Origin of the sequence: Allobosea sp. RAF48 (genome assembly GCF_052114025.1) — a bacterium.
Classification (GTDB): domain Bacteria; phylum Pseudomonadota; class Alphaproteobacteria; order Rhizobiales; family Beijerinckiaceae; genus Allobosea.
Genome location: NZ_JBFRDZ010000024.1, coordinates 1 through 25396, shown reverse-complemented (window position 1 = coordinate 25396; position 25396 = coordinate 1). Strand labels below are relative to the sequence as shown.

Sequence of the window (25396 nt, the reverse complement as noted above, 5' to 3'; positions counted from 1 at the left end):
CCGCTTAGCCGGGCCGGTCGGCGCGCCGGTATTCGCGAACCAGGATGTCGCAGCTGACGATCAGCACCCAGATCGGAAAGACGAGGAAGGTCCAGTCGACGAGGTGACTGCCGAAGAGGATGACCGCTGCAGCCGTATAGCCGGTGAACGCCGTCCATCGTCCCGTGATCCCGGTGCGGAGCACGATGGTCGAGGCGGTAATCAGGAAAACGCTCGAAACCTTCATCGCGTAGATGCTGGCGAGATTGTAGGCGAAGGATCGCGCCAGGGTGAACGTCACCGAGCCGATGAGCTCGCCCGGCCGGGCCGCGTGAGTGAGGAGAATCGCGCCGATGGCCGAGGCCGCGACGAAGAGCATGCCGATGAAGAGAAACCCGCTGCCCAGAAATACCGTTGCGAACAGCCTGTTCTCCTGAGCTCCCAATCGATCACGCAGCACGCCCATGAACCAAAGGAAGGCGATACCGGCGAAGGGGATCAGGTTCAGTGCGAGCGCAACCTTCCAGGATTGGGGCCCCACCCAATCTCCAGGATCCTGGGGGTTGAGGCGCAAAGTCTGCAGCACCAACACCAGCGAGGACAGGAGAAGAGCCGAAAAGAGAATGCCGGCGACGGCGGCTGCCTTCGGCGTCTTGAGCCCATCCGGCGCATGGTGAGGAGGCGGCACGTTGCGACCCTCGTTTCAGAGGCCTGCGCATAAATTTCCGAGCCAAGCATGCCGATAAGCGGCAGGCCTCAGCCTCATCCCTCAGGGGTTGTCGGGCGGAGCAGACCGAGCCGCTCGGCGCAGGTCACGAGCTCGACGACGGAGCGGACCTGCAGCTTCTCCATGACTTTGTGACGATGGGCCTTGATGGTGCGTTCGGTCGTTCCGAGCTCGAAGGCAATCTGCTTGTTCATCTTGCCGCGAACGACCAGATCGAAAACCTCCCGCTCACGTTTGGTCAGCCGCCCCAGCCGTGCCAAGCCGACGCGAACCCAGCTTTCGTGTTCACTGACAAGACGATGGCGGGAGATCGCGCGGCCGATAGCGTCGATGAACTCGTCGGGCTCGACAGGCTTCATGAACAAGTCTTCAGCCCCGGCCTTGATCGCCCGGATGCCAACCCGAATGTCCCCCTGGTCGGTCACGAAGATCACGGGCAGGTTCAGGCCGGCCCTGCTGAACAAGCTCACGACGTCCGGGATCGACTTATCCGGCGCCTGCGTATCGATGACGATGCAGCTCGCGCTTGCGATATCCGGCCGATGATTCAAGATTTCGTCGGCGCTGACATAAGCCTTGGTCTCATATCCGCAAGCTCGAAGCATCCGATCGATGTCGGCCTGGGATACCGCGTCGCCATCGACGATGTGGACAAGAGCTGACATGGCCAATCCTCGGTCTCTCGTAGACAGCCGGGCTTCCGGCAATCGCCGTGCGGTGTCCGGGCCTAAGGCATCTTCAGCGCCTCCGGAGTGCAGCGCCGATATCTGATCGCAGTGCCCCCCTCGGGCGCGCTGTAGCGATAGAGGCCGCCATCCTGACCCAGCGCGAGCACGGCCCGCGCGGTATCGGTCGCTATCGTCGTCGTGCAGCTGAGATGCAGGATCTGCCGCTCGCCCTGCGGGTTGACGCGACCGATCCTGCAGGTCGCGAGCGGAGTGGACAGCCGCTGGCCCTGAATGACGAACGCCGCCGTAAAGGCGTTGGCCGGTCGCTTGAAGCCGAGCGTCTTACCCGCCGCGGAGAAGACATTGGCGCAGATCTGCCCTTCTTCGAGCCAGGCTCCTTGGAAGTCCGTCGTCTGCGCCCATGCGCCCTGTATCGCGAGCGCTGCAAAGGCGAGGGTGAGCAAGCACGGTCGGCAAGCCATGGCGATCATCGAGCCTCCGGTTGAGAACCTGCCTGATCGAGACAAAAACGGCGCAAGGCGCGACGTTTCTGTCGGGGCATCAAAGCTGGAGGTGCTCGATGGCGGCCGCCGGGGAGACTGCGTCGGGCCATCATGTCCACCGGGCGCTTTGCTTCCCTGTTGCGATAGAGAGAAAGCTGCGAATGAAACCCGGGGTAGTAGGTTACGGTTGGCTACGCGCCGAGCCGGTTTCCCCTGATCCCGAATTCGAAAGAGCGCCGGATCTCCGCTCCGTCTCAGCGGCGAAACGGGTGGGCACGGGGAAGCCGGCCTCGATGGCGCCGCGGATCAGAATGGAGCGATCTCTCGCGTTGAAGTTGCGGCTGTTGAGTTCGTCGTCGAATTTGTCGAAGAATCCCGGCCTCAGCCGCAGGAACTCGGCGCGGGATTGCGCTGCTTCAGCGTGCAATCCCTGCCGCGCGAATATCAGCGCGGCGACGAAATGGTAGATGGAAAACCGACGCAGGTTTGCGCGGCGGATGAGGTCGGTGGCGCGTGCGTTGTCGCCTTGCATATAGGCGGCCAAAGCCAGGAGCCCGGTATAGTAGTCCGAGTTGCCCGGGTTCTTTGCCATCGCCTCTTCGAGCAAGGACGCTCCTCGCTGCCAGTCTCCGGCCTGGGCCACCCGGCTGCCGAACTCGCTGAGCAGTTCGGTGTCGTTCGGATTGAGCGCGAGCGCCTGAGAGCCGACCCGCAGCGCCTCGGTGGCTTCTCTGCTGAAATACAGGACGGTCATCAGCGCCTGAAGGGCGCGGACATTCTCTGGATCGAGGTGAACTGCGCGCTCGGCTGCCGTCCTCGCCCGCTCCAGCGGCGGCGGCGAACCTAGCCGCTTGTTCAACTGGAAACGGTCCTCGTCGAGATAGAGGTAGGACAGCATCGCCCAACCGGTCGAAAAGTCCGGGTAGCGTGCCGTGACGTTCTCGAGGCACGCGCGCGTCGCCGCATGCTCGGTTTGATCGAGCACCGCGCGGTAGCGATAGAACCGATAGGTGCATTGATAGGTTTCGAGATTTTGGACGCCCCCCGATTGCGTGGGCCGTGGTGGGGCGCTGAAAATGATTCCATAGGGCTGGGCGATCGCCGTCGCGACCTTCGAGGCTATCATCGTTTCAACGCCGACGATGCCGGCGTCGCGCAGGTCGGCGTCGTAGGTTCCCGACCAGATTATGGCGGAACTCTCCCCATCCAGGACGCGGATCGTCACCCGCAGCTTGCCGTCGGAAAGACGGATGCCACCCTCAAGAACGTAACGGTTGCCGAACTGGCTTGTGAGCTCCGAGGCCGAGACGCGGGGCGATACGGCGGCGGAGTTTTCCCCCCCGAAAACCGTCAGCTCCTTGAAGCGGGAGAGCTGCGTCAGCAGCTCCTCTCCGAGACCGGCGATATAGACGTTGACCTCCGGCTGCCCCGACAAGTTCGAGAGCGGCCTAACGATCAGGGAAGGGCCTTGCGGTCGCGGCGGCTCCCTGGCGGGGGGCGCCGGCGCCGGCAGGATGGCTAACCAAAAAAGCGGGAGGGCAAGGCATAGCGCTGCCATAACGATAGCCCAGGCGAACCGCCGGCTTCCCCACCACGCGTCGCCTGTTCCCGCCAAATCCTGCTTCTCCGGAGCAGGGATAAGCGCGGGACTTTCGATGTGGGTCGGCGGAGCCTCTCGCCGCTGGAAGCGCGGCACGTAGCCGCCCTTGGGGATCTCGATCAGAATCGGGTCCGAACTCCCGGCCAGCAAATAGTAGCGCTCCAGCGCGCGCCGGAGGCGCCCGGCTTCGATCCGAACAACCGGATCGTTCTGGATGTCGAAATTCGCATCGCGACCGAAGACTTCGACCGCGACGGAATAGGCTTTGATCCGGTCCGCGTGACCCGAGAGAGTCTGGTTGATCACATAGATCAAGAATTGCCGCACACGCTCGGGCACGTTGAATTCAGTGCTGGCGATGACTTTATCCAATTGAGCGCGAATTTCATCGTCCTGAAGCTCGGCTTCCGGACTGTTTTCGAAATTTCCGTGCTCGAAAAGCCGATAATTCTCCATGGAATCGGCCCCCCGCAAGCCAGAAAACCACGTGAAAACTTCAAGGCAAGGGCGCGCTCTCGGTGTAATCTACCGTTATTTACTCCCAATCCAGTCGGGCGACCACATAATTATTCCGTTTCGCAGGGGGCGCGCTCCAATGGACCCGGGCGTTCTGGCTGCCATTCGGCTGCTGCCGAAGCATAAGAAGGCGATCGAGGCACTGGTGTTGGGGAGTCAGAGCTTCCGGTCGTTGTGCACGGACCTCGCCGACGCAGAACAGGCCCTCCGGCGTTGGGAGGCTTCCGACGCTCCTGCGACGGCTGCGCGATGCATCGAGTATCGGCATCTGATCGACGGCCTCGAGTCCGAGCTTCGGCAGTCGATAGGCGAGTGGCAGGCCCGGTCCGAAGGGGCGATCAAGGAATAACAAGCGGTGACTTCAACTCAGGGTGGAGAGTGACGATGTCAAAGCATGCATACTGGGCTCTGGCGATCTCGTTGGCTTTGGGCGCCGCCGCCTGCGCGCCCACGGTCACCACCACGACCATCGTCGTGGCTGGTGTCGGGCCCGTGGAGATCGAGCGGATCAATGTTGAAGTTGCCGGAGTCGACCCCGCCGCGCGCATCGTCTCCGTACGGCAAGGACGTTTCGTCTGGGACGTCGCAGTTCCGGAGGTGTTTGGCGACCTGCAGGGCATTCGCGTCGGCGACAGGCTGGAGATCCAGCGCGCCGAAGGGGTGATCCTAGGCGCCAGGCGCGCAAGGAAGGGGGCCCGGCCGGGCATCGTCTATACCGATACCGTCGGCGCGCCGTCCTTCAACAACCTGCCCGACAAGTTCGTCACGCGGTCGCTGACGCTGACCGCGCGTTTCGAGAGGTTCGATCCGGCCACGGGCGTCGTGGACTTCGTCGGGCCGGCCGGGCCGCGCAGCCTTACCGTGGCCGACCCAGCGATCAAGGACGATCTCCGGCGCCTGCGGCGCGGCGACATGATCGACCTGACCTTCGCCGAGGCCGTCTACATCCAGAAATATTGAATTCGCCGGCTCGACCCCGCGTCGAGGACGCTGGTTGCGATCGATGAAGGAGATACGAACCATGGCGCCCGCAAGTCAAAATCCGAACGCAGGCACGCTCGCCGACGAGAGTTTCATGTCGGCCGACGATCTTCGGTCCTACATGGCCGATCTCGAAATGGCGAGGGCGTCCAAGCTGGCGGGCGCCATGAGCAGGGCCGAGGAAGCGCAGAACAAGCTTGCTGCGACTCTGCGCGAGGAAATTGCCGTCACCCCGGAGAAGATCGAGGAAATCAAGCAAAGCCTCGCGGCAAAGACCCGCGCGGCGGCCGGCCGGGGTGAGACCGAGGTCCTCGTCATGCGCTTCCCGAGCCAGCTCTGCACGGACCGGGGCAGGGCCATCAACAACGCGGAAGCCGACTGGCCGACCACGCTCACCGGCCGGCCGCGGCAAGCCTATGAATTCTGGAAGGAGCATCTCCAGCCGGCCAAGTACAAGCTTCGTGCCCTGATCATCGACTGGCCGAGCGGGCTGCCCGGCGATGTCGCGTTCTTCTTGAGCTGGTCCTAGGGGGAGGGCGCCGACGATGAAAGCCAAGGGTAGCGAGCCTCTGAAACGAAAGCCCTACGAGCGGAAGCTGCGCGATCTTCACGCGGAGCTGGTCAATCTCCAGGAATGGGCGAAGCATGCGGGCGCAAAGGTCTGCATCGTCTTCGAAGGGCGGGATGGCGCCGGCAAGGGCGGCGTCATCAAGGCGATCACGGAGCGCGTCAGTCCCCGGATCTTCCGGGTGGTGGCGCTGCCGCCGCCGACGGAGCGCGAGAAATCGCAAATGTATGTGCAGCGTTATCTGCCGCATCTTCCCGCGGCTGGCGAGATCGTGATCTTCGATCGTAGCTGGTACAATCGGGCCGGCGTCGAGCGGGTCATGGGCTTCTGCACCGAGGAGCAGGCCAAAGGGTTCCTGCAGGTCGTCCCGGGCGTCGAGAAGGCGATAGTCGATTCCGGCGCCATCCTTCTGAAATACTGGCTGGAAGTCGGCCAGGACGAACAGACGCGGCGGATGGAGGAGCGCATCAACGATCCGCGAAAGATCTGGAAGCTTTCTCCCATGGATCTGAAATCATACTCGCGCTGGTACGATTACTCGCGGGCCCGCGACGAGATGTTTCGCGCCAGCGATACGACTTGGGCGCCATGGTATGCGGTACGCTCCGACGACAAGCGCCAGGCCCGGCTCAACATCATCTCCCACATCCTCAGCTCCGTCCCTTACAAGGCGCCGTCACGGGAAAAGATCAAGTTGCCCAAACGGCAGAAGCCTGATGACTATGAGGAAGCCGATTTCGCACGGAATTGGATCGGCTGATTCGAGACTGGAGTGCGTTTATGGCAGCCGAACTTCACCCGCTCGCACCGCACTCCCTGCCGGCCTTCATCACTGCGCCGGGAGAGACAGACGTTCTCATGGTCGTATCGGCCGTGATCCTGTTTCTGGCGGTGCTGAGCGTCGGTTTGATCTTCCTTCGGCTGCACACCCTGCCGGAGCGCATGGCGCATAAATCCCAGAAGCTCCAGTTCGAGATCGTTGCGGTCCTCGGGCTGCTCGCGCTGTTCACCCATGTGCATTTGTTCTGGGTCGCCGGGCTACTGCTCGCTTTGATCGATATCCCCGATTTCTCGGGGCTGTTCGGCAGAATGGCACATGCGCTCGAACGCATTGCCGGGATAGCGCCGAGGCGGCCGACAAGAGCTGACGACGCGGCGGCAGCGGAGCCGGTGGCGGGATCTGGCGCGGGCGATCCCAACGCACTCCAGAAGGTGGAGGGCGGTCATGCTTGAGCTTCTGTTCTGCTCCATGCTGACGCTCCTGCCCGACTACCTTTACCGGCGGTACGGGCAGGGCAAGCGGCTCGGCAAGGAAATCACCTTCTATTCGGTGTGGTTTGAGCTGCGCTGGGGCATCATCTCCTGCCTCATGCTGACGATCGGCCTGATCACGGTGATCTTCTACAATCACCCGGCGACGACGAACGCGAACGTGATGTTCCGTACCGTCCCGATCATTTCGGAGGGCACCGGACGCGTCGCGCAGGTTTATCTCGGCTTCAGCGGTCCCGTCACAAAGGGTAGCCCGATCTTTCGCCTCGACAGCTCCAGGGAGGAGGCGGCGGTCGAAACGGCGCGGCGCAAGATCGCGGAAACGGAGGCCGCCATCGCTGTTGCCAAGGCCGAACTCCTCACCGACGAGAGCCGCATTCTCGAGGCCGCGAGCGCCCATAAGCAAGCCCTCGACGAATTGGAGACGAAGCAGGAGCTGCGGCGCCGCAACGACGATGTCGTCGCCCGGCGCGAGATCGAACGGCTCGAGAATCTGACGGCCGGGCGCGAGGCTGCTCTAGCGGCTGTCGTGGCTGCGAAGTCCACCGCGGAGATCCGCATTTCGACCTTGCTGCCGGCCGAGAAGGCCAGCGCGGAGGCCGCCCTCGCACAAGCGCAGGCCGATCTCGACAAGACCGTTGTGCGCGCCGGCGTGAACGGCCGCGTCGAGCAGTTCACGCTGCGCGTCGGCGACATCGTCACGCCCATCATGCGGCCGGCCGGTGTCCTGATCCCGGAGGAGGCGGGGCGGAATTATCTTCAGGCCGGCTTCTCGCAGGTCGAGGGACAGGTGATGAAGGTCGGCATGGTCGCCGAGGTAACTTGTATGTCGAAGCCCTGGGTGATCATCCCGATGGTGGTGACGGGCGTTCAGGACTTCATCGCCACAGGCCAGGTGCGGGCTGGGGATCAATTGGTCGACGTCCAGCAGGTTGCAAAGCCGGGGACACTGCTGGCCTACCTTGAGCCTCTCTATCCCGACGGGCTTGATGGAGTGACGCCGGGCAGCAGCTGCATCGCCAACGCCTATTCGAGCAACCACGACCTGATTGTATCGGGCAAGCTCTCGACCGGGCGAAAGTTCGTTCTCCATGCCGTCGACGCAGTGGCCCTGGTGCATGCCCTGCTGCTGCGGATCCAGGCGGTGGTGCTCCCGATCCAGGCGCTGGTCTTCAGCGGGCATTGAGCGCGAGCCGCACCTGCAACCAGGCGCTCCAAGCGTCGATCATGGGCCGCCCTGGTCCGGTTCATGGCTTGCCGGTGGAGAAGGTCGAACCTGTCCGCATCGGGGGAACGTTGCATTCGAACAGCGGTCCATCGCGCCGCTCGGGCAGCCCCGGCACCGGCCGTCTCACCGCCTTTGTGCTTCGGATCGCCGCTCGGCTGGCGGCATTCGATCAAGGCGCGCTCCGGCGTCTATCGTGGCAGAGGATGAACCGGCACGGAACTTGCCGCGACAGACGGACATTAGTCCGGGTGTTTCGACATGGATCAGAACGAGTTCCGATGCGAAACATGTGGCTCTCCGCATGTTTCAGCTCCGCGCGTTCTCAAGTCTGAGAGCGAAGTCCTCTGCGGCCGATGCGGCGCGTTCATCGCGACGTGGGCAAACTATTGCGGCGCGATCGCCCTGGCTCTGGCCAATGACAATCAGCGTGGGCCGCCCCCTGCCGACCCGCTCCGTCCTGCCGAATGACCGCTTTCAGTGCCCCGTTCGCAAGAGGGACGTATTCCCCAGCATAAGCGTCGGCGTTGGTAACTCGATCTCCAAAATCACGTCGGCCAGTGGTTTCGGTTGCGCATACAGGCCGTTTTGGCGCCGAGCCCGAACCCGACAGGCACTCCCATTTCGACCTGGGCGCGAGCACGCATCGGTGCTCTCCCTGCCCGGATCGTTGTGCGGCCCCGATCGAGTGGCCAGCTTCAATCCAATGCATGGCCGGCCCTAACTGCGCCGGTAGATATCTTCTATCCGAATAATGTCGTCCTCACCCAGATACGACCCGACCTGGACCTCGATCAGCTCGAGCGGAATCTTGCCAGGATTGGCCATTCGGTGGACGCAGCCGATCGGCAGATAGATTGATTCGGTCTCGTGCACGACGATGGTCTCGTGGTTGCGCGTCACCTCGGCGGTGCCGCGCACGACGACCCAGTGTTCGGCACGGTGATAGTGCTTCTGCAGGGAAAGAACGCCGCCCGGCTTCACGGTGATGCGCTTCACCTGATAGCGGGAGCCGATGTCGACCGAGAGATATTTGCCCCAAGGGCGCTGAATCTCGCGATGGGCTCCGGCTTCCGACTCGCCCCTGGCGGCGATGAGCGCGACCATCTCCTTGACCTTGTCGGCCTTGGCCTTCGGCGCCACGAGCACGGCGTCGCGCGTCGAGATCACCGCGACATCGTCGAGGCCGATCACCGCCACGAGCGCATCTTCGGACCGGACAAGATTGTTCGAGCCGTCGAGCACATAGCCACGGCCCTCGATGACGTTGCCGCTGGCGTCCTTCTCCGCAAGGTCCCAGACCGCCGACCAGCCGCCGACATCCGACCAGCCGAAATTGCCGGCGACGACAGCCGCCTTCTTCGTCCGCTCCATCACGGCGTAATCGATCGAGATCGTCCTGGCCTGCCCGAAGGCCTCGGCATCGAGCAGCAGGAAGTCCAGATCGGGCTTGGCCTTGGCGACAGCCGCGATCACGGGCTCAAGGACCTGCGGCTCGAAGGCCTCCAACTCGCCGCGCATCGTCGCGGCGTCGAATATAAAGTTGCCGGAGTTCCAGAGATAGCCGTCCAGCAGGTATCGCGCGGCGCGCTGCGCGTCAGGCTTTTCGACGAAGGCCGCGACCTGTCGGGCGCCGCCGGCAATCTCCTCGCCGGGATGGATATAGCCGTAGCCGGTCGCAGGATGGCTCGGCGGGATGCCGATCGTCACGATCCGGCCCTGTGCCGCAACGGCGCCGGCCTTGCGGCAGGTCTCGACGAAAAGCGCGCCATCCTGAACGATATGGTCGGCGGCAAAGACGCCGACCACGGCCTGCTCGTCGCGCGCCAAAGCCAGTTCGGTCGCCACAGCCACTGCAGCAGCGGAGTCACGGCGCATCGGCTCCAGCACGATCTGCGCGGACAACCCGACGGCCTGCAACTGTTCGAGAACAGTGAAGCGGTAGGCCTCGTTGGTGATCACGATCGGCTCGGCGAAGACGGCCTGATCGGACAGCAGCTGCATCGCCCGCTGAAAGGTCGATCCCTGCCCCAGCAGCGGGATGAACTGCTTCGGCATCGTGTCCCGCGAGACTGGCCAAAGACGCGTTCCCGCACCGCCACACATCACGACCGGGATTATCTTCAAGACCATCTGTGGCGCACTCCTCGTTATAGATCGTCTATGGCGTCGGCCAAAATGGCACAAGCTTCTCGATGTCCGAGCCGATGCTGCGCGGGGTGAAAATCAACCTCGGCGGTGGGGCGCCATCTCCCTGCTAGCCAGGAAACATCAGGGAATTCCGTGATGAAAAGTGCCTCGTTGACCTTCCAGAATTCGGAAAACGCGAAGATCTTCAAGACACGCCGGGCGATGAAGACCCCTGAATCAGCAGGAATTTCAACTGATCGCAAGCAGGGAACTGCTTTTGAGGTAGCTGGGAACAACCGGTGGTGGGAAGGGAGACACCCGCGCGCGCGGACGCGTCAGCGTCGCACCGGCGTTGGTGACAACCCGCCTTTGACCGGGCGATAGCGCAACTAGCGCTGCGGATCGTCGAACGTGAGTTGTCCGAGCTGTCGCCGCGCAACGCACATACGCATGCGCTTAAACAGATCCACCTGATCGCGGAGAGCATCGAGGCGTTTGGTTTCGTGGCGCCCATCATGGTCGACAAGGCCGGCGAGATCGTCGCCGGTCACGATCGGTACGAGGCGGCCGGGCTGCTGGGTATCAGCAAAGTGCCTGTCGTTTGCCCGGGCCATCTCGGGCCGACTGGACAGGTGCACATTGCAGGCGAAGGTGGATCCGGCCGATGCGCTGCCGGAGCTGGCGGCCACTGCTGTCAGCCGTCGTGGCGATCTGTGGCTGCTCGGCGAACACCGTATCCTGTGCGGGGACGCCCGCAACCGGGCGGCTTACGTCGTCGTGATGCGCGGTGAGCAGGTCCAGATGGTGTTCACTGGGGATTGCATCTCGCGTTCTTCGTTTCATTGGTTAGGCAGTTACGCGATCCATCTGGTTCGGGCAGGGATGATAGCTACAGTCGCGAAATTGCTGGCGCCGCTAGCGCTCCGCGGCCGCTCAGGCTCACGCTAACTGCTTCTTCCGCCGTAGCTGTTCGGATTGTGCTGCATATCGCTTTCGAGCGACCGATAATGCGCTGGCGCAAACAGCTCGGGCTGGGAATGCAGCCGCTTCGACGCTTGTTGTTTCCCCACTAAGTCTCCTATTTGATGGCTTTCCACCACGCGTTCGCGTTTGCATCAACGCTCAAAAGTCTTCCGGCTCGGAGCGCATCAAACGGCCCTCTTTGAGACGAGCCCTCAGTCGCTCTACCCCAGCTCGGACGGCAGTGGTCGTGGCTCGGTCATGGATTATCCGGTCTATTACCCTTCCAGAGTGCCGAGCAAGCTTGGCAGATCCCGTGGGATGCTGGAGCCGAGTATTTGAGCCGTGTGCTTTGAGTGCGGGATCCTGTACAAGGCGAGAGAGCCGCCTCATCGCGTGAAGTGTTATTGTCGGTGATGCCAGTGCGATCAGCGCAACAGGCGGGGCGGGGCTGCGTCTCCATGCGGGCTAGAAACGCGCGCGGATTTGCACTACCAGCTTCATCGCGAACGTGCGAAATTTCACAGGATGATCGGTTAATGGCGTATCTTATTGCCGAACAGGGCAAATCGGCGCCCGATGGCAATCAAGCAGTGATCGAGATTACGGCCGACGCGCAGAATCCGAACTATTGGCGCGACGTTTGGCAACACCGTGAACTTTTTCAATTGCTGGTATGGCGCGATCTCGTCGTTCGATACAAGCAGACGCTTATTGGTTTCAGCTGGTCCGTCATTCGCCCGCTGACGATGATGATTGTGTTCACGATCGTCTTCGGCGGGTTCGCGAAGCTGCCGTCCAATGACTCACCCTACGCACTCCTCGTTTTCACGGGCCTCCTCCCCTGGATGTTTTTCGCGACGACCTTTTCCGAGGCGGGCAATAGCGTCATTGCGAACACGCCGATCGTATCAAAAGTTTATTTTCCTAAGATTATATTGCCAGTCAGTTGCATATTTGTTGGTGTTGTTGATTTCGTAATATCTTTCTTTATCTATTTTTTGCTGGCGATCTATTTTAGGCATCCTCCTGGAATTAATGTTTTATTCTTGCCAGTCTGTATATTGTTGTTGTGTTTGTTCGTCATGGCCTGCGGCACCTGGGTCGCGGCGCTTAATGTCCGTTACCGCGATTTCAGGTATCTTCTGCCGGTCGTTCTGCAGCTGGGCGCCTACATGTCCCCTGTCGGTTACGCCAGCAGCGTTGTGCCCGGCAAGTGGGGTATGGTCTTCGCGCTCAACCCGATGGTCGGCATCATCGATGGGTTTCGCTGGTCGTTGTTGGACRCCGGAACACCGTTTCCGACATTCAGCTTCAGCGTAGCGGTCGTCTTTACCGTAGTTTGCCTGATTCCGGGCGTGCGGTTCTTCATGAAATCGGAAAGTCGTTTCTGCGACGACCTATAAAAACGATGAAAAAAGCCATTATTGCCGAAGGCCTATCGAAGCGTTTCCGGATCGGCCGAGCCAGCGACTCCGAGAGTGGGAGCTTGCGCGACACGGTCGGTCGCATGCTCCATTCGTTGCGCCCTTCAGGCGAGGACGACGAGAGTACCGATTTTTGGGCCCTGCGGGATATCAGCTTCGAGGTCGAGCCCGGCGAACGCATGGCGGTCATTGGCCGAAACGGTTCCGGGAAATCGACGCTGCTAAAGGTGCTGTCGCGCGTCATGGCGCCGACCAGCGGCAAGGTCAGTGTGCGTGGGCGGCTCAGCAGCTTGCTCGAGGTCGGCACCGGGTTTCATCCGGAGTTGACCGGGCGGGAGAATATCTTTCTTAGCGGCGCCGTTCTCGGCATGAAGCAGGCCGAGGTGAAGCGACGGTTCGATGAGATCGTCGATTTCTCCGAAATCGCCAAGTTTCTGGATACGCCCGTCAAGCGCTATTCGAGCGGCATGTATGTCCGTCTCGCTTTCGGCGTCGCCGCGCATCTGGAGCCGGATATTCTCATCCTCGACGAGGTCATGGCGGTGGGCGACTCGGGCTTCCAGGCCAAGTCTCAGAAGAAGCTTGACGCCTTGGCCCATGAAGGGCGGACGGTCCTGTTCGTTAGCCATTCCATGGCTGCGGTGCGGGGCGTGTGCGATACTGCCCTTCTGCTCGAGGCCGGCAGGGCCGGCCCGAAGCAGGCCGTCGAAAGCGCCGTCCGGAAATACCTGAACAGTACCATAACGAGACGGACGGCGTCCTTGCCGATCATCACGGACGATATCATTCTCGTCGATATGAACGTCCGTCAGGATACGCGGAACCTGATGGATTTCGTCGGGGAAGAGCAGATTGCGGTTTCGATCGAAGTCGAGATTCTGACGCCGATCGACGACCTTCGGCTCGGATTCTATGTCAAGACCATCGACGGTCATGTGATCGCACGGGCGCTTTTCGACGACTGGGATGCTGAAAAGTCGCGGTTCCCGATCGGGCATTTTGTCCTGGAGGGCGTCATCCCCGCTAACCTTCTTGTTCACGGCGAATATATTTTTGAGGTACACGCCAGCCGTTTCGGGATCTGCGATTATTTCGGCGAGGCGGGGCAACTCTCGTTCCGAGTCGCGGAAGCCAAGGACTACAACGTCCAACACAAGGGCGAGCAGCCCTTCGGCTATGTCCATATCGATCCCCAGTGGCAGATGCAGCGCATATGACACGGTTGGTCCGGCTAGATACTTGTGCGCCGCGGTGGCCTTGGTTGCGCCAGACACCAGGGCGCTCGGGCCGTTGGGGAAGCTTTCGGTTCAGTGTCGACGAGGCGCTCAAGCATTGCGAGGCGTGGGCCGTCTTCGAGTCGCTCGAGACGCGAGCCGATGTTTTCTGTCCGCCGGATCGCACAGTGTTCATCACCGGAGAGCCAAGTGACATTGGCCGGTATCATCCTGAGTTTCTCGCTCAGTTCGGCTATGTCATCAGTGGCCGCAACGATCTGTCTCACCCCCGCCAGATCTACCTTCAGCCCGCTCATCCCTGGTTTGTGGAGCGCGATCTCGACGAACTGCTGGTGATGCCCCCGCCAGCCAAAAGCCGGGACATCTGCGTCCTGATATCCGACAAAGCCTTTACCGAAGGGCACAGGCGGCGACTCGATTTCCTCGAACGTTTGCGGCAAGTGCATCCTGCGATCGATATCTTCGGGCGAGGAATTCGACCTTTTGAAAGCAAGTGGGACACCCTGTTGCCCTACCGATATACGCTCGTTCTGGAGAACAGCGACGAGCGGGATTTCGTTACCGAGAAGATGCCCGATGCGTGGCTAGCCTTTTGTCATCCGATTTACTCCGGCAGCGTCAATGCGGAGAGATATGCGTCGCCCGACGCGTTCACGCGCATCGATATCGCAGAGCCGGAAGCGGCGATCGCTCGGATTGGTAGCTTGCTCGCAGACGAGACCGGCTACGGTACTTGCCTTCCGGCCGTGGTGGCGGCGCGGCAGGACTATCTGACACGCTGGCAGTTCTTCGGAAACCTGGCGGGCGCACTGGAGATCATCGTCGGATTGAGCCGGAAGCCGCCCGAGATGATCACGATACGGCCCAATAGCGAGTTCCTCGCCGAAGAGGCCGCGCGCAGCCAAGCGGTTGCCCCCGCTCCGGAGGCGAGCTTGCCCGAATCTGCGACTGACAGGCCATCGACGGCTGAAGCCGAAGGTCCTCGGGCTGATCCGCGAGGTGGTCTCCTGTCTGCGTTACGTGACGCCTTGTCGTCGATCGGCGGAAAGCAACGATAGCATGATAACGACCCGCATCATCGGCGGCCTCGGAAACCAGATGTTCCAGTATGCAGCTGGTCGCGCGCTGGCATTGAGGAACCGTGACAGCCTAGCAATCGATCGCCAAGCATTCGCCGACTACAATGTGCATGCCTATGCGCTGGATTTTTTCGTTTTGGAAGTCCCCGATGCGCCGGCCGGCCTGGCAGTGCCCCTCGGAGCGGACAGCCGCTGGACCCGCTTGCTTCCTTGGCGCCGTCCTGTCCGGCACGTCGTGGAGAAAGGGCTGCGCTTCGATCCAGCGGTGGCTTCGCAATCTGGCAATGTCTATCTTGATGGATATTGGCAGAGCGAGCGGTACTTTGCCGACTTCGCGGATGCATTGAGAAGGGATTTTCAGTTTCGCCATGCTCCGTCTCCGGCGAATGCGGAGTTCGTGAAGCGGGCGGCGGCGGACAACACCGTTTCGATCCATATCCGGCGCGGGGACTACGTAAGCAACCCGAACGCGCTCGCGGTGCACGGCACCTGCTCTCCGGCCTATTACGAGAAGGCGATCGCAACGCTGATGGAGGAGTGCGGCTCCGACATGGTCGGTTTCGTCTTTTCGGACGATCACGCGTGGACGCGCGAGAACATCCGCCTGCCGATCGAGATGGTGCATGTCGAGGGCAATGCCGCCGACAAGGCCTACGAAGACATGCGGATCATGGCCGCATGTCGGCACCATGTGATCGCCAACAGCACGTTCAGCTGGTGGGGCGCCTGGCTCGACCCGCGCCCGGACGCGAGGGTGATTGCACCCGCTCGGTGGTTCGCCGATCCCGGAATGGACGCCACCGACCTCATTCCAGCGCGCTGGAACAGGCTGCAGGTCGAGCTTGGCCACAGCGCCGTAACGTGCTGATGTTGGATCTCGTCAGGTATTGATCGCACATGGACTCTCATCCGCAGGCTTCCCCGCTCGTGTCTGTGCTCGTGCCGGTACACAACGCGGAGCGCTATCTTGAGCAGACTTTGATATCGGTGCTCGCTCAGACCTTCGCCGACTTCGAGCTTCTGGTGGTGGACGACCTGTCTACTGACGAATCTCCCACGATCCTGCGCCGTTTCGCGGCGACGGATTCGCGCGTCAGGGTGCTGCGGCGCAGTGGAGGCGCTCCTGGACTGTCGCATGCGCTCAATCTCGGCCTCGGCGAGGCGCGCGGCACGCTGATAGCGCGCCTGGATGCGGACGATATCGCATTGCCGCACCGGCTCGCGCGGCAGGTCGAGTGGCTGTCTGCTCATCCTGATCACGCGATTCTCGGCTCGTTCATCGAGATGATGGATCAAGAGGGCAATCCAACCGGCTTGCATCGCGAACCTCTCGGCGCTGCAGCGGTCGCCCTGCATTCCATGGTCGGGACGCCTTTCGCCCACCCGGCGGTGATGATGCGCCGGGACTTTCTGGACGCTCACCAGCTTCGCTATCATGAAATGCCTGCGCAGGATTACGACCTGTGGGCCAGGATGCTCAATTGCGGCGCGAAAGGAGATAACATTCCCGAGGCGCTGGTGCGTTATCGCGTTCATCCGAGTTCGGACAGCAATGTTCGCGCGGCTGCCCATGAACGCGTCGCACGCTCGACCGCACTGCGTCAGCTCGCACACTATACGGCTGGAACACAAAAGCTGGGGCCGTGGCTGGAGCCGCGCTTTCAACAGGTCGCGCACGCCGTCATCACGGGAAATGCCCTGCCCGCAAGGCCAGGGGATGGCATGGAGGTCCAGAAGCTCGAGGATTTGCTGGCGGTGGCGGAGCCGCGGCTCGGAGTGTCGGGCACCGAGATCGCCGACCTTCGTGGTCGGATCGCAGAATATGGAAAAGTCTTCCGGAGCGGCAGCCAGGGGCTCGACAGGGCCCTGAACAAGGCCGTCTCGTCGTTGCGCCCGCTGATGCGCCGCGAAGGCAACGCACGATCGATCCCGGCAGATGCCGGGGCGGCGCCGGCGAACGAGGCTGCCGCCTTCGTCAGGTCGGTGCCGGTCTTCATCAATACCCGCGATCGGGTGGCTTGCCTGCGGCGCCTCGTGGAGTGGCTGGAGCGCGCCGGCCACGAGAACATCACGATCATCGACAACGCCTCGACCTATCCGCCGCTCCTGGCCTATCTGGAGGCCACCAGGCATCGTGTCATCCGCTCTCCCCATAATCTCGGGCACACTTCGCTCTGGAAGCTTCCCGAACTTCACCCCGTGATCATGTCGGAGTGGTTCGTCTATACCGACCCGGACGTGATTCCCTCCGAGGAGGTGCCGCTCGACGCCGTTTTCCGATTCAGGCGGCTCATGCAGTCCTATCCGCATATCCTCAAGGCGGGCTTCGGACTGCGCATCGACGACCTGCCTGATCACTACCATCTCAAGAACCGCGTCGTATCCTGGGAAAGCGGCCTGTACGGCCGCCAGGTCGAGCCCGATGTGTTCGAGGCTGACATCGACACCACCTTCGCGCTCTACCGGCCGGGCGTGCCCTATTGCTACGGGCCCGCCCTGCGAACGATGGGGCGTTATCAGGCGCGCCATCTACCCTGGTACACCAACAGCGCCGTCGTCGACGAGGAGGAGGCCTATTACCGGGCGCATGCGCTTTCCGCCGTTACAACCTGGAACGTGGAAGGCGACGCGAAGGAATTGCCGGCGCCAGGCGCCGGCGGAGTCGCTGCTCGCGAGACTTTCGCCGGACATGTCCGCCAAGCGCTCAAGCGACGCATCAAGAGCCTGATCGCGAAGTAAGGGAATGGGAGCGAGGCGCTGATTACTAAGCTGAAAATCGTGGTCAAGAAAAAGATTGAGAGAAAGCTTGCCGGTATTCTGTCAAGGCTGATGAGCCGTGAATTTGTAGTGAAGACTATCGACGATAGTATCTTTTCCGAATTGGTAGAGCGTCATTTTTTCGAGCGTGGCGATCATTCTGCTGTCCTCTCGCGAGTGAAGGCGGAGATGATAATGGGGGAATTTGCCGCGAAGGTCGTCAGGGAGGGGCTTACCGGAGACCTATTGCGGGAGAAGATGGAGAATAACTACAACAAAGAAATGGTCGATTTGCTGAGATTTGGATTCAGGACGGTTGAATTTGGGATAAGAGATTCCATCGGCGATCTTTATTTGGAAATGTTGAATTCAAAGATAACGTCGATGCCTTTGGGTCGTTCGATAATCTCATCTGAGTTTGAAAGTAAAATTTTCGAAGGAAAACATGTCGAGGCCATGAAAAACTCTATCATCTCCGATGAGAGTTTTGTGGGCGATTATAGCTATATCGGGTATAATTGCCTGATATCGAATGCGACTGTGGGGCGCTACTGCTCGATAGCAAACAACGTATCCATCGGCCCCGGCGAGCATGCGCTGGGCGCTGTCTCGACGAATTCTATCTTCATGAATGACGTGTATCGTGAGTTGACGGCTGCACCTTGCACTGTCGGGCACGACGTCTGGATCGGCGCAAATTCGGTTATTCGCCGCGGTGTAAAGATCGGGAACGGCGCCGTTGTCGGCGCAAATTCCTTTGTCAATGCGGATGTTCCGGATTTCGCGATTGTGGTCGGAGCGCCCGCGCGACTGATCAAGTTTCGCTTCGACGCCGAAACGCAGGACATCATCCGCCGGTCGAAATGGTGGGAACAGGATTTCGATCAGGCGAAAGAGGTGATCGCGGAGATCGGAAAATCAATCCGGATGCCCTCCGAGGTTCCGCTTGAAGTTGCGCCAGGTATCTCTGAAGCCGGGGGGTAAGGAGAAATAGACGCGCGAGGCGGTCCTAATCGCGGTATTTCGCGTCATCCGCAACACATGGCGGCCATAGCGGATCGAAGCGAAAAGGCTTCGGCTTGCCCTGTGTGGCAATATGTTTCTGGCGGCATCGACAAGGGCCGAACTGACGGGGCGGAGGCGCGGTGTCCGGTAGAGTTCCTTGAAATAGCTCTGCATTGCTACGGATACGCGCCCGAAACGAGCGAGGTCGTCTGCAGAGCGGATCTTGTACTTCCTCAGCAGCCTGATCCAGATTTCCTGAGCGTCGGGCGTGGTGTTGAGACGATCGAGGCACTTTTCAAACAGCATCAGCGCCTCGCCGATATCGACGGCGGCATCGTCGCGCACCAGTTCCGTCACCTGGTGGGCGGCGCTGGTCGGTGTTGTGATGAGCGGGTCCGGCGTGTAGGCGAAGATGGCGCAGACCCGCAAGGCGCGAATGTAGTAATCGAGGTCGACCAGCCATTTCATGCGCGTATCGTACGCGATGCCGAGCGACCGCCTCACGATCGTCGCGGAGGGCGCGCCGATCACGTTGCCCATGAACAGCTGCTCCGGGAACAGCGCGAGCGAGCGCGCCTGAGCGTCGGTTATGTGATGGTGGCGCTTGGAGCCGTCCCCGACGTGCTCTACGGTCGTGCCCGAAAACGCGAAGAGCGCCTGCGGATTCTCATCCAGAAGCGCGACGAACCGCCCCAGCGCGTCGGGGTGGGAGAAGTGATCGTCGTGATGCAGGATCTTGAGGTATTCGCCCTGTGCGTGAGCCAGGGCGGCATTCCAGTTGCGTGGTGAACCGAGCGCTTCGCTATTCCGCACGTACCGAAGCCGCCCGCCGAAGTCGAACTCGCCGATCAGCCTTTCGACCTCGTCGTTCGGAGAGTCGTCGGAAACGATTATCTCGTAGCCTTGGAAGTGCTGCTCGGCGATCGAAGCAAGCGTGGCCCTCAGGAATTCAACCTGCTTGTACGCTGGAATACAAATGGAAACTTTGGTCATTGTCTCGGCTTTGCCAGAAATGCGCGAGGCGTCGAAACGATCGTCGCCCCGGCGCACCATCAACGTCCCAGAAGCTTCCCGAGGAGGCTCGGGCGAGGAAAAGGCCGCCCGTCGCCCTCGGGAATAATAGCGGCGTCGGGAATCTGGGCCATGATATCGGCTTCGCTGGCGCCGTATTCCTCATACTGCGGAGCAACGTCGCTGCGAGCCGACACCATGAAGAGATGCTGGTAGGTCCGTGCCTCCTGGTCTGCGGCTAGTCGCCGGAGAACCGACTCTTCGGCGGCGATCGTCTTCCGGTCGAATTCTACGTTGAAGAAGCTGCGCTGCAGCCGCACGACCTTCTCGACCCCCCAGCCGAGGTCCGAGAAGAGCTGGAGCAGCGTCTTCAGTGTCAGGAAGCGCAGATGCGTCTTCTCCAGCAGGCCGGAATCGACGTAATCGAAATAGCCGTTCAGCAGCGAAAGCCGCACCGCGCCGAAGGAGACGTTGGGCACTGACAGCAGCACGCGCGTTCCGCGCTGGACGAGTGGAGCGATGCCGCTCAGGAAGTCGAACGGATTCGGCACGTGCTCGATCACGTCCGCGAGGATGAGAAAGTCGTAGTCGCCCAAAGTGCCGTCAGCGATGAGTTCGGCGATGCCGCTCTCGTAGACTTGCCGGTAGTGCTCACGTGCGAGATTTGCGGCGAATCCGTTGGGCTCGACCCCATCTATGGCGGCCGTCCGGCCCGCGCGCTTCAGCACTCGGCCCAGGTTACCGTTGCCGCAGCCGACGTCGAGGACGCTCGCTTCAGGTGGGATGATCTTCGCGATGCGCGCAAGAGGCTGCGCCGGATCCGCGAGAATGCCGCCGATCACCTCGTCGGGAACGACGTAATTCGCTGTGGGCCGCTCGAAGAGCGCGCAACTGCGGGGGGCTTTGTCCGGGGCGGTCGTCATGCTGCGTGCCTCAGCGCGAAATCGCGGACCAGATCGGCGATGGCCTCGATCTTGTCCCCTGTTTCATAGTGGTGGTTGCCGATGAAAAAGCCGTTGGCGTCGATCTCCTCGGCGACCGGCAGCGGGCCGGCGATCGTGTGGTCGAGATGTGCGAGCACGGGATTGGCCGTGAAGTTCCCCGCGACGATGGGGCGGCACTCCACGCCTTCCTGCTGGAGCCTCTGCACCAGCTCGCCACGCTTGCCGGCGAGCTTTCCCTCCAGGATGATGGCGAATCCGAACCAGGAGCTTTCGCCCGTCTCCTGCTGGATGCGGACGCCCGGCAGGTTGCCAAAAGCGTTTGTGAAACGCGCGGCATTGGCGCGCCGCTCCGCGACGAAACCCGGAAGCTTACGCAATTGGGTCTGGCCCAGCGCGCCCTCCATTTCGAGTGGGCGCAGGTTGTAGCCAGGCAGAACGAACCGGAACAGGCGTTTGAATTCATCCGTGTCGCCGGCGAGATGGCTGTCCTGCGGCTGTTCTCGCATCCATCCGTGAGCGCGTATGCTGAGCATGGTATGGTAAAGTTTGCGGTCGTCCGTGACGACGACCCCCCCTTCCATTGTGCAGATATGATGGGAGAAAAAGGTTGAGAACGTCCCGAATAAGCCCAGAGTGCCCGCCTGTCGCTTGTCGAAGAGGGCCCCCATCGATTCGCAGTTGTCTTCGAACAGAAGGAGCGAGTGTCGTTCCGCGATCTCCCGGAGCCTGGCGAAGTCGCAGGCATTGCCCAGGAGGTTGACGGCGAAAATGGCCTTGGTGCGCGGTGTGATCGCAGCTTCGACGAGATCGGGGTCGAGGTTCAGCGTCCTGCGATCGACGTCGACAAATCGAAGCGACAGGCGGCACTGGTGCACTGGATAGTAGGTCGTGCTCCAGGAGACGGCGGGCACGATGACTTCGTCGCCGGGCTGCAACCCGAGGTCCGGATGATAGAACGCGGCCGCGAGGCCCAGGAGGTTGGCGGACGAGCCCGAATTGACCATCACGGCATATTTGCTGCCGAAGAACGTGGCGAACTGCTCCTCGAAGGTCCGCACTTCCTGGCCCATGGTAAAGCGGCCGCTGTCGATGACGCGTTGCAGTGCTGCGCGCTCTTCGTCGTCCCAGGTCGTCGATGCGAGGGGAAAGGAAACGCTCATATCTGTCATACCTTCCTTGAGACCTGCCCGTCTTGGCGTAGCATGCCCAGATAGGCCTTCCGCATGCCCTCGCTCAGGGCTGTTGTGGCCTGCCAGCCGAGGCTGTTAGACATGCCCACGTCCATGAGCTTCCGGCGCATGCCGGCCGGCAGCGCGGTGTTGTGTGCGAAGCTGCCTGCGTAGCCCACCACATCGGCGGCAATCCGGTAGTAGTCGTTGACACTATGGTCGTGGCCGATACCGACGTTGATCATCTGGGGCAATTCCCCGAGACGCGGCAGCCAATCAATCACGAAGCGCGCGAGATCGTCGACGAACATGAACTCCCGCCGCGCCGTCCCGTCGCCCCATATCTCTACCGACGGCAGCGCCTCGTCCCTTGCCGTCGTGATCTTGCGCAGGGCCGATGCGATGAGGTGCCCCTTTTCCAGGTCAAAATGGTCATCCGGGCCATACAGGTTGCACGGAATGATGGTCCGGTAGTTCAGTCCGAACTCGCTTGAAATGGCGCTGCAATGGCGCGCGCCGAGGATCTTCGCCAAGGCATAGCCTTCATTGGTCGGCTCCAGCGGAGCCGTGAGGATGTCTGTCTCCTCAAGCTTCTTGTCCAGATCCTTGGGGTACATGCACGAGCTTCCGACGAACAGAAGATTTGCGATGCCCTGAGAGCGCGCCGCCTCGATGACGAGCGTGTTGATGAGCGCGTTTTCGGCGAGGAACGCCGTCGGGTAGGTTATGTTCGCCTTGATCCCGCCAACACGGGCTGCCGCGTGGATGACAGCGTCATATCTGTGGGCGCCGAACCAGTCCGCTACAGCCGCTTGGCTGCCGAAGTCAATCTCGTTGCGCGAGGGCGCCTCCAACTCCCAATCAAGCTGCAGCTCTGCGGCGACACGCCTGATGGCCTTTCCGACGAGGCCATTGCCTCCCGTGAGCAGGACCTTCACGGCATGTCGCCAAGCTGCTTCGCCTTCCGAGCCTGGGCGAGGTCGGCCAGCGTCATTTCCTCCACGAGTTGCTCGAAGCTTGTCGTCGGCTTCCAGCCGAGCCGCTGACGGGCCTTCGATGCGTCGCCGATGAGAAGATCGACCTCCGTCGGCCTGAAGTAATGCTCATCGACACGCACGACCGTCTTCCCGGTCTTGGTATCGACGCCGACTTCGTCAACGCCTTCGCCGCGCCACGCGATCGTAAACCCGGCATGGGCAAAGGATTTCTCGACGAACTCCCGCACCGATTTCGTTTCCCCGGTCGCCAGCACGTAATCGTCGGGTTCGTCCTGCTGCAGAATGCGCCACATGCCCTCGACGTAATCCCGGGCATGGCCCCAGTCGCGCTTTGCATCAAGGTTGCCCAAGAACAACGTTTCCTGCTGGCCGAGCGCGATCGCGGCGACTGCTCGCGTGATCTTGCGAGTCACAAACGTTTCGCCTCGGATGGGGCTCTCGTGATTGAACAGGATCCCGTTCGAGGCATGCATTCCATAAGCCTCGCGATAATTGACCGTGATCCAGTAGGCATAGAGCTTCGCAGCGGCATAAGGGGACCGGGGATAAAAAGGGGTACTCTCGCGCTGCGGGATCTCCTGGACCTTTCCATACAGCTCGGATGTAGATGCTTGATAAAAGCGGCATCGCCGCTCGATGCCGAGTATTCGGATGGCTTCCAGGATACGCAGCGGCCCGATAGCGTCCGCATTGGCCGTATACTCGGGCGTATCGAAGCTGACATGGACGTGACTTTGAGCTGCGAGATTATAAATCTCGTCAGGTTTGCATTGTTGAATTATTCTAATGATATTAGTTGAATCTGTCATGTCTCCGTAATGGAGATAAAAATTGCTGTCCGTCTCGTGAGGGTCGCGAAAAATATGATCGATACGGGCAGTATTAAAGAGCGATGCGCGCCGCTTTATGCCGTGAACAGTGTAGCCCTTTGCAAGGAGCAGTTCAGCAAGATAGGCGCCATCCTGTCCCGTTATTCCCGTAATCAACGCTACTCTATTCGAGCTGCTCATTTTACATACCTCATGCGACCGTGCGGCAGTCCGTGCAGTCTCGTTCGTCACAGGCGAAATCTGCCTTCTATAGTCACGAGGCATTTAATTCATGCGGCGTAGGATGGCCAGCCCGAACAGACTGCGCTCAACGAATACCTTGAAAGAGACTTCGTGCATTCCGCCGCGAGTGGGTTCGATCAGTTAGCTCGGCGCGTGAGCCAGGGTACGGCCTCAGCTTGGGTCGTTGAAACGCCCTATATGAGAGGGCGCCGAACCATCTTCACTTGAGTTGGCGACACGGGGCAGGCGAGCGCCTCGTCTGCAAATTGCCAGGCCCGAGTTGATTTTGTGATGAGAATCGGCGGATCAATGATGGCCATCATGTACCGCGTGATACGTAGGGTCTGAACGCGGTAAATGCCTTGGAATTCTCCAAAAACATGCTTATTGAGCACGCATGCACGCCCTTCGACGAAGTTGCGCCTTATTCGGAATGAGGCTCGTGTTATGGCCTTGCCCGCGCGCTTGACCGCGATCGGCCGTCTCGGGTTTCGCTCTCGCGCCTATGCCCGCCACGTCTATCAGAAGATTGCAGCGCTCACGATCGGCGCGGCTTTCGTGTCGCCGGCTGGGCGACGCCTACGACGATTGGCGGCGCGTTTCAGAACGCCCACGCCCCAGCCAGATGTGAGAGCGGCGCTCGTCGCGCATCTGTTCTATCTCGACCTTTTGCCCGAGGTTCTCGATTGTCGCGCGATGCTCCCCAATGGCGCGAAACTGCACCTCACTGTTCCAACCGACCGAGTCGAGCAGGTGCGGCGGCTGGTATGGGACATTCCCGACGTGATCATCCACCCGTGCGAAAATCGGGGCCGCGACATCGCTCCTTTCATTGCGCTGCTCAATGCCGGGGTGTTTGACGCCTACGATGCTGTCCTGAAGCTTCACACCAAGCGCAGCCCGCACCTGCTGGACGGTGAGATCCGGCGTAAGCTCCTTTTCACGATGCTGGCGGGAGAGCGTAACGCGACGTGGAGGACGCTTGTCACGTTCGAAAAGCCCGACACGGGCATCGTCGGTTGGAGGGACTGCTATCGTGAAGCACCACCATACTGGATGGGCAACGAGGCGCGCGTCAGGATGATCACGGCACAAATGTGTGCGCCAAAGGAAGCGGTTCGTCTGGGTTTCTTCGAGGGGTCGATGTTCTGGTTCCGCCCGGCCGCGCTCGCACGCCTGCGGCAGCTCCGGCTGTCGATCGAGGACTTCGAGCCCGAGGAGCGGCAGCTCGACGGCACCCTCCATCATGCGATCGAACGCTGCTTTACAATTGCCGCACGGGCCGACGATTTCCTTGTCCGCGACCTAGACGGGCGTGTCCTTGAATAAGGGCCCTACCCAGGAAGCGCAGGGACGCAGGCCCACGCCTCACTTCTGGGGGGAACCGTCGGCCAAACGTTAGCCGGCCAACTCTTGCGCTACGCGCAGTACATACTGACCATAATCGCTTTTTGCGATCTTCTGGCCGAGGGTGGTCAACTGGGCGTTCGAGATCCATCCCTGGCGATAGGCGATCTCTTCGGGGCAGGCGATGCGCAGGCCTTGCCTGGCTTCGAGGGTGCGGACGAACTCGCCGGCCTCGAGCATGCT

Annotated in this window: 24 protein-coding genes and 1 pseudogene; 14 read left to right on the top strand and 11 right to left on the bottom strand. The window is 61.2% G+C overall.

The window, feature by feature from the left end; genetic code table 11:
• Positions 1 to 4 precede the first annotated feature (4 nt).
• The 4 genes from AB4Z10_RS27770 to AB4Z10_RS27755 form a co-directional block, all read right to left on the bottom strand.
• Positions 5 to 667 carry a hypothetical protein gene (locus AB4Z10_RS27770; protein WP_441473632.1) on the bottom strand — a complete coding sequence of 221 codons (663 nt, stop codon included), beginning with the start codon at positions 665 to 667 and terminating at the stop codon, positions 5 to 7.
• Positions 668 to 741: 74 nt separating this feature from the next.
• The gene (locus tag AB4Z10_RS27765; protein ID WP_441473655.1) at positions 742 to 1371 is read right to left on the bottom strand and encodes a response regulator transcription factor; all 630 of its coding nucleotides are present in this window, start codon (positions 1369 to 1371) and stop codon (positions 742 to 744) included.
• 62 nt (positions 1372 to 1433) lie between these two features.
• Entirely contained in the window at positions 1434 to 1865 is a 432-nt protein-coding gene (locus AB4Z10_RS27760) for a hypothetical protein (protein WP_441473631.1), read from the bottom strand.
• 193 nt (positions 1866 to 2058) lie between these two features.
• Positions 2059 to 3933 (bottom strand): adenylate cyclase, encoded by a 1875-nt coding sequence (locus tag AB4Z10_RS27755; protein WP_441473630.1) that lies wholly within the window; start codon positions 3931 to 3933, stop codon positions 2059 to 2061.
• Positions 3934 to 4072: 139 nt separating this feature from the next.
• On the opposite strand from AB4Z10_RS27755, the gene AB4Z10_RS27750 reads away from it, so the two are divergent.
• The 6 genes from AB4Z10_RS27750 to AB4Z10_RS27725 all read left to right on the top strand — a co-directional run bounded on the left by AB4Z10_RS27750 (position 4073) and on the right by AB4Z10_RS27725 (position 8000).
• Entirely contained in the window at positions 4073 to 4342 is a 270-nt protein-coding gene (locus AB4Z10_RS27750) for a hypothetical protein (RefSeq protein ID WP_441473629.1), read from the top strand.
• Positions 4343 to 4377: 35 nt separating this feature from the next.
• Positions 4378 to 4953 (top strand): hypothetical protein, encoded by a 576-nt coding sequence (locus AB4Z10_RS27745; RefSeq protein ID WP_441473628.1) that lies wholly within the window; start codon positions 4378 to 4380, stop codon positions 4951 to 4953.
• A 61-nt stretch (positions 4954 to 5014) separates the two neighbouring features.
• Positions 5015 to 5503 carry a hypothetical protein gene (locus AB4Z10_RS27740; protein WP_441473627.1) on the top strand — a complete coding sequence of 163 codons (489 nt, stop codon included), beginning with the start codon at positions 5015 to 5017 and terminating at the stop codon, positions 5501 to 5503.
• Positions 5504 to 5519: 16 nt separating this feature from the next.
• Complete coding sequence (ppk2, locus tag AB4Z10_RS27735; RefSeq protein WP_441473626.1) at positions 5520 to 6302, top strand: polyphosphate kinase 2; 783 nt, start codon at positions 5520 to 5522, stop codon at positions 6300 to 6302.
• Between the two features lie 20 nt (positions 6303 to 6322).
• The gene (locus tag AB4Z10_RS27730) at positions 6323 to 6775 is read left to right on the top strand and encodes a hypothetical protein (RefSeq protein WP_441473625.1); all 453 of its coding nucleotides are present in this window, start codon (positions 6323 to 6325) and stop codon (positions 6773 to 6775) included.
• Entirely contained in the window at positions 6768 to 8000 is a 1233-nt protein-coding gene (locus tag AB4Z10_RS27725) for an HlyD family secretion protein (protein WP_441473624.1), read from the top strand. Before AB4Z10_RS27730 ends, AB4Z10_RS27725 begins: the two co-directional genes overlap by 8 nt.
• A gap of 759 nt (positions 8001 to 8759) precedes the next feature.
• Here AB4Z10_RS27725 and AB4Z10_RS27720 read toward each other — a convergent pair.
• Positions 8760 to 10172 carry a mannose-1-phosphate guanylyltransferase/mannose-6-phosphate isomerase gene (locus AB4Z10_RS27720; protein WP_441473623.1) on the bottom strand — a complete coding sequence of 471 codons (1413 nt, stop codon included), beginning with the start codon at positions 10170 to 10172 and terminating at the stop codon, positions 8760 to 8762.
• A 413-nt stretch (positions 10173 to 10585) separates the two neighbouring features.
• Between AB4Z10_RS27720 and AB4Z10_RS27715 the strand changes: the two genes are divergently transcribed.
• The 7 genes from AB4Z10_RS27715 to AB4Z10_RS27685 all read left to right on the top strand — a co-directional run bounded on the left by AB4Z10_RS27715 (position 10586) and on the right by AB4Z10_RS27685 (position 18611).
• Positions 10586 to 10960, top strand: coding sequence for a ParB N-terminal domain-containing protein (locus AB4Z10_RS27715; RefSeq protein WP_441473622.1), 375 nt, complete (start codon positions 10586 to 10588; stop codon positions 10958 to 10960).
• A gap of 708 nt (positions 10961 to 11668) precedes the next feature.
• Positions 11669 to 12535 (top strand): ABC transporter permease, encoded by an 867-nt coding sequence (locus tag AB4Z10_RS27710; protein ID WP_441473621.1) that lies wholly within the window; start codon positions 11669 to 11671, stop codon positions 12533 to 12535.
• A 5-nt stretch (positions 12536 to 12540) separates the two neighbouring features.
• The gene (locus tag AB4Z10_RS27705) at positions 12541 to 13773 is read left to right on the top strand and encodes an ABC transporter ATP-binding protein (protein WP_441473620.1); all 1233 of its coding nucleotides are present in this window, start codon (positions 12541 to 12543) and stop codon (positions 13771 to 13773) included.
• A gap of 44 nt (positions 13774 to 13817) precedes the next feature.
• Positions 13818 to 14849, top strand: coding sequence for a glycosyltransferase family 10 domain-containing protein (locus AB4Z10_RS27700; RefSeq protein WP_441473619.1), 1032 nt, complete (start codon positions 13818 to 13820; stop codon positions 14847 to 14849).
• 1 nt (position 14850) lies between these two features.
• Positions 14851 to 15738: an alpha-1,2-fucosyltransferase gene (locus AB4Z10_RS27695; protein ID WP_441473618.1), complete on the top strand. Its 888-nt coding sequence runs from the start codon at positions 14851 to 14853 to the stop codon at positions 15736 to 15738.
• A 59-nt stretch (positions 15739 to 15797) separates the two neighbouring features.
• Complete coding sequence (locus tag AB4Z10_RS27690; RefSeq protein ID WP_441473617.1) at positions 15798 to 17609, top strand: glycosyltransferase family 2 protein; 1812 nt, start codon at positions 15798 to 15800, stop codon at positions 17607 to 17609.
• A 39-nt stretch (positions 17610 to 17648) separates the two neighbouring features.
• Complete coding sequence (locus AB4Z10_RS27685) at positions 17649 to 18611, top strand: CatB-related O-acetyltransferase (protein WP_441473616.1); 963 nt, start codon at positions 17649 to 17651, stop codon at positions 18609 to 18611.
• Here the strand turns inward: AB4Z10_RS27685 and AB4Z10_RS27680 are convergent.
• From AB4Z10_RS27680 to gmd, 5 genes are read right to left on the bottom strand one after another with little or no spacing between them, the layout of a single operon-like run.
• Positions 18546 to 19685, bottom strand: coding sequence for a glycosyltransferase family 2 protein (locus tag AB4Z10_RS27680; RefSeq protein ID WP_441473615.1), 1140 nt, complete (start codon positions 19683 to 19685; stop codon positions 18546 to 18548). The genes AB4Z10_RS27685 and AB4Z10_RS27680 overlap by 66 nt on opposite strands.
• Complete coding sequence (locus AB4Z10_RS27675) at positions 19685 to 20566, bottom strand: class I SAM-dependent methyltransferase (RefSeq protein ID WP_441473614.1); 882 nt, start codon at positions 20564 to 20566, stop codon at positions 19685 to 19687. Before AB4Z10_RS27675 ends, AB4Z10_RS27680 begins: the two co-directional genes overlap by 1 nt.
• Positions 20563 to 21747 (bottom strand): DegT/DnrJ/EryC1/StrS family aminotransferase, encoded by a 1185-nt coding sequence (locus tag AB4Z10_RS27670; RefSeq protein ID WP_441473613.1) that lies wholly within the window; start codon positions 21745 to 21747, stop codon positions 20563 to 20565. The genes AB4Z10_RS27675 and AB4Z10_RS27670 overlap by 4 nt, the downstream gene beginning before the upstream one ends.
• 5 nt (positions 21748 to 21752) lie before the next feature.
• Positions 21753 to 22694, bottom strand: a complete 942-nt coding sequence (locus AB4Z10_RS27665; RefSeq protein WP_441473612.1) for an NAD-dependent epimerase/dehydratase family protein — start codon at positions 22692 to 22694, stop codon at positions 21753 to 21755.
• Positions 22691 to 23764, bottom strand: a complete 1074-nt coding sequence (gmd, locus tag AB4Z10_RS27660; RefSeq protein WP_441473611.1) for a GDP-mannose 4,6-dehydratase — start codon at positions 23762 to 23764, stop codon at positions 22691 to 22693. Before gmd ends, AB4Z10_RS27665 begins: the two co-directional genes overlap by 4 nt.
• Positions 23765 to 24253: 489 nt before the next feature.
• Here gmd and AB4Z10_RS27655 point away from each other — a divergent pair, with 489 nt between their 5' ends.
• Complete coding sequence (locus AB4Z10_RS27655; protein WP_441473610.1) at positions 24254 to 25135, top strand: rhamnan synthesis F family protein; 882 nt, start codon at positions 24254 to 24256, stop codon at positions 25133 to 25135.
• A 69-nt stretch (positions 25136 to 25204) separates the two neighbouring features.
• Here AB4Z10_RS27655 and AB4Z10_RS27650 read toward each other — a convergent pair.
• Positions 25205 to 25396: pseudogene (locus AB4Z10_RS27650) on the bottom strand (glucose-1-phosphate thymidylyltransferase RfbA); the annotation flags it as partial.

Coding starts and splice junctions, on each gene's coding strand:
- AB4Z10_RS27675 (WP_441473614.1), bottom strand. CDS start 20,566: ATGACGACCGCCCCGGACAAAGCCCCCCGCAGTTGCGCGCTCTTCGAG.
- AB4Z10_RS27695 (WP_441473618.1), top strand. CDS start 14,851: ATGATAACGACCCGCATCATCGGCGGCCTCGGAAACCAGATGTTCCAG.
- AB4Z10_RS27755 (WP_441473630.1), bottom strand. CDS start 3,933: ATGGAGAATTATCGGCTTTTCGAGCACGGAAATTTCGAAAACAGTCCG.
- AB4Z10_RS27745 (WP_441473628.1), top strand. CDS start 4,378: ATGTCAAAGCATGCATACTGGGCTCTGGCGATCTCGTTGGCTTTGGGC.
- AB4Z10_RS27765 (WP_441473655.1), bottom strand. CDS start 1,371: ATGTCAGCTCTTGTCCACATCGTCGATGGCGACGCGGTATCCCAGGCC.
- AB4Z10_RS27705 (WP_441473620.1), top strand. CDS start 12,541: ATGAAAAAAGCCATTATTGCCGAAGGCCTATCGAAGCGTTTCCGGATC.
- AB4Z10_RS27740 (WP_441473627.1), top strand. CDS start 5,015: ATGGCGCCCGCAAGTCAAAATCCGAACGCAGGCACGCTCGCCGACGAG.
- AB4Z10_RS27655 (WP_441473610.1), top strand. CDS start 24,254: ATGGCCTTGCCCGCGCGCTTGACCGCGATCGGCCGTCTCGGGTTTCGC.
- AB4Z10_RS27750 (WP_441473629.1), top strand. CDS start 4,073: ATGGACCCGGGCGTTCTGGCTGCCATTCGGCTGCTGCCGAAGCATAAG.
- AB4Z10_RS27730 (WP_441473625.1), top strand. CDS start 6,323: ATGGCAGCCGAACTTCACCCGCTCGCACCGCACTCCCTGCCGGCCTTC.
- AB4Z10_RS27725 (WP_441473624.1), top strand. CDS start 6,768: ATGCTTGAGCTTCTGTTCTGCTCCATGCTGACGCTCCTGCCCGACTAC.
- AB4Z10_RS27680 (WP_441473615.1), bottom strand. CDS start 19,685: ATGGTGCGCCGGGGCGACGATCGTTTCGACGCCTCGCGCATTTCTGGC.
- AB4Z10_RS27760 (WP_441473631.1), bottom strand. CDS start 1,865: ATGATCGCCATGGCTTGCCGACCGTGCTTGCTCACCCTCGCCTTTGCA.
- ppk2 (WP_441473626.1), top strand. CDS start 5,520: ATGAAAGCCAAGGGTAGCGAGCCTCTGAAACGAAAGCCCTACGAGCGG.
- AB4Z10_RS27670 (WP_441473613.1), bottom strand. CDS start 21,747: ATGAGCGTTTCCTTTCCCCTCGCATCGACGACCTGGGACGACGAAGAG.
- AB4Z10_RS27720 (WP_441473623.1), bottom strand. CDS start 10,172: ATGGTCTTGAAGATAATCCCGGTCGTGATGTGTGGCGGTGCGGGAACG.
- gmd (WP_441473611.1), bottom strand. CDS start 23,764: ATGAGCAGCTCGAATAGAGTAGCGTTGATTACGGGAATAACGGGACAG.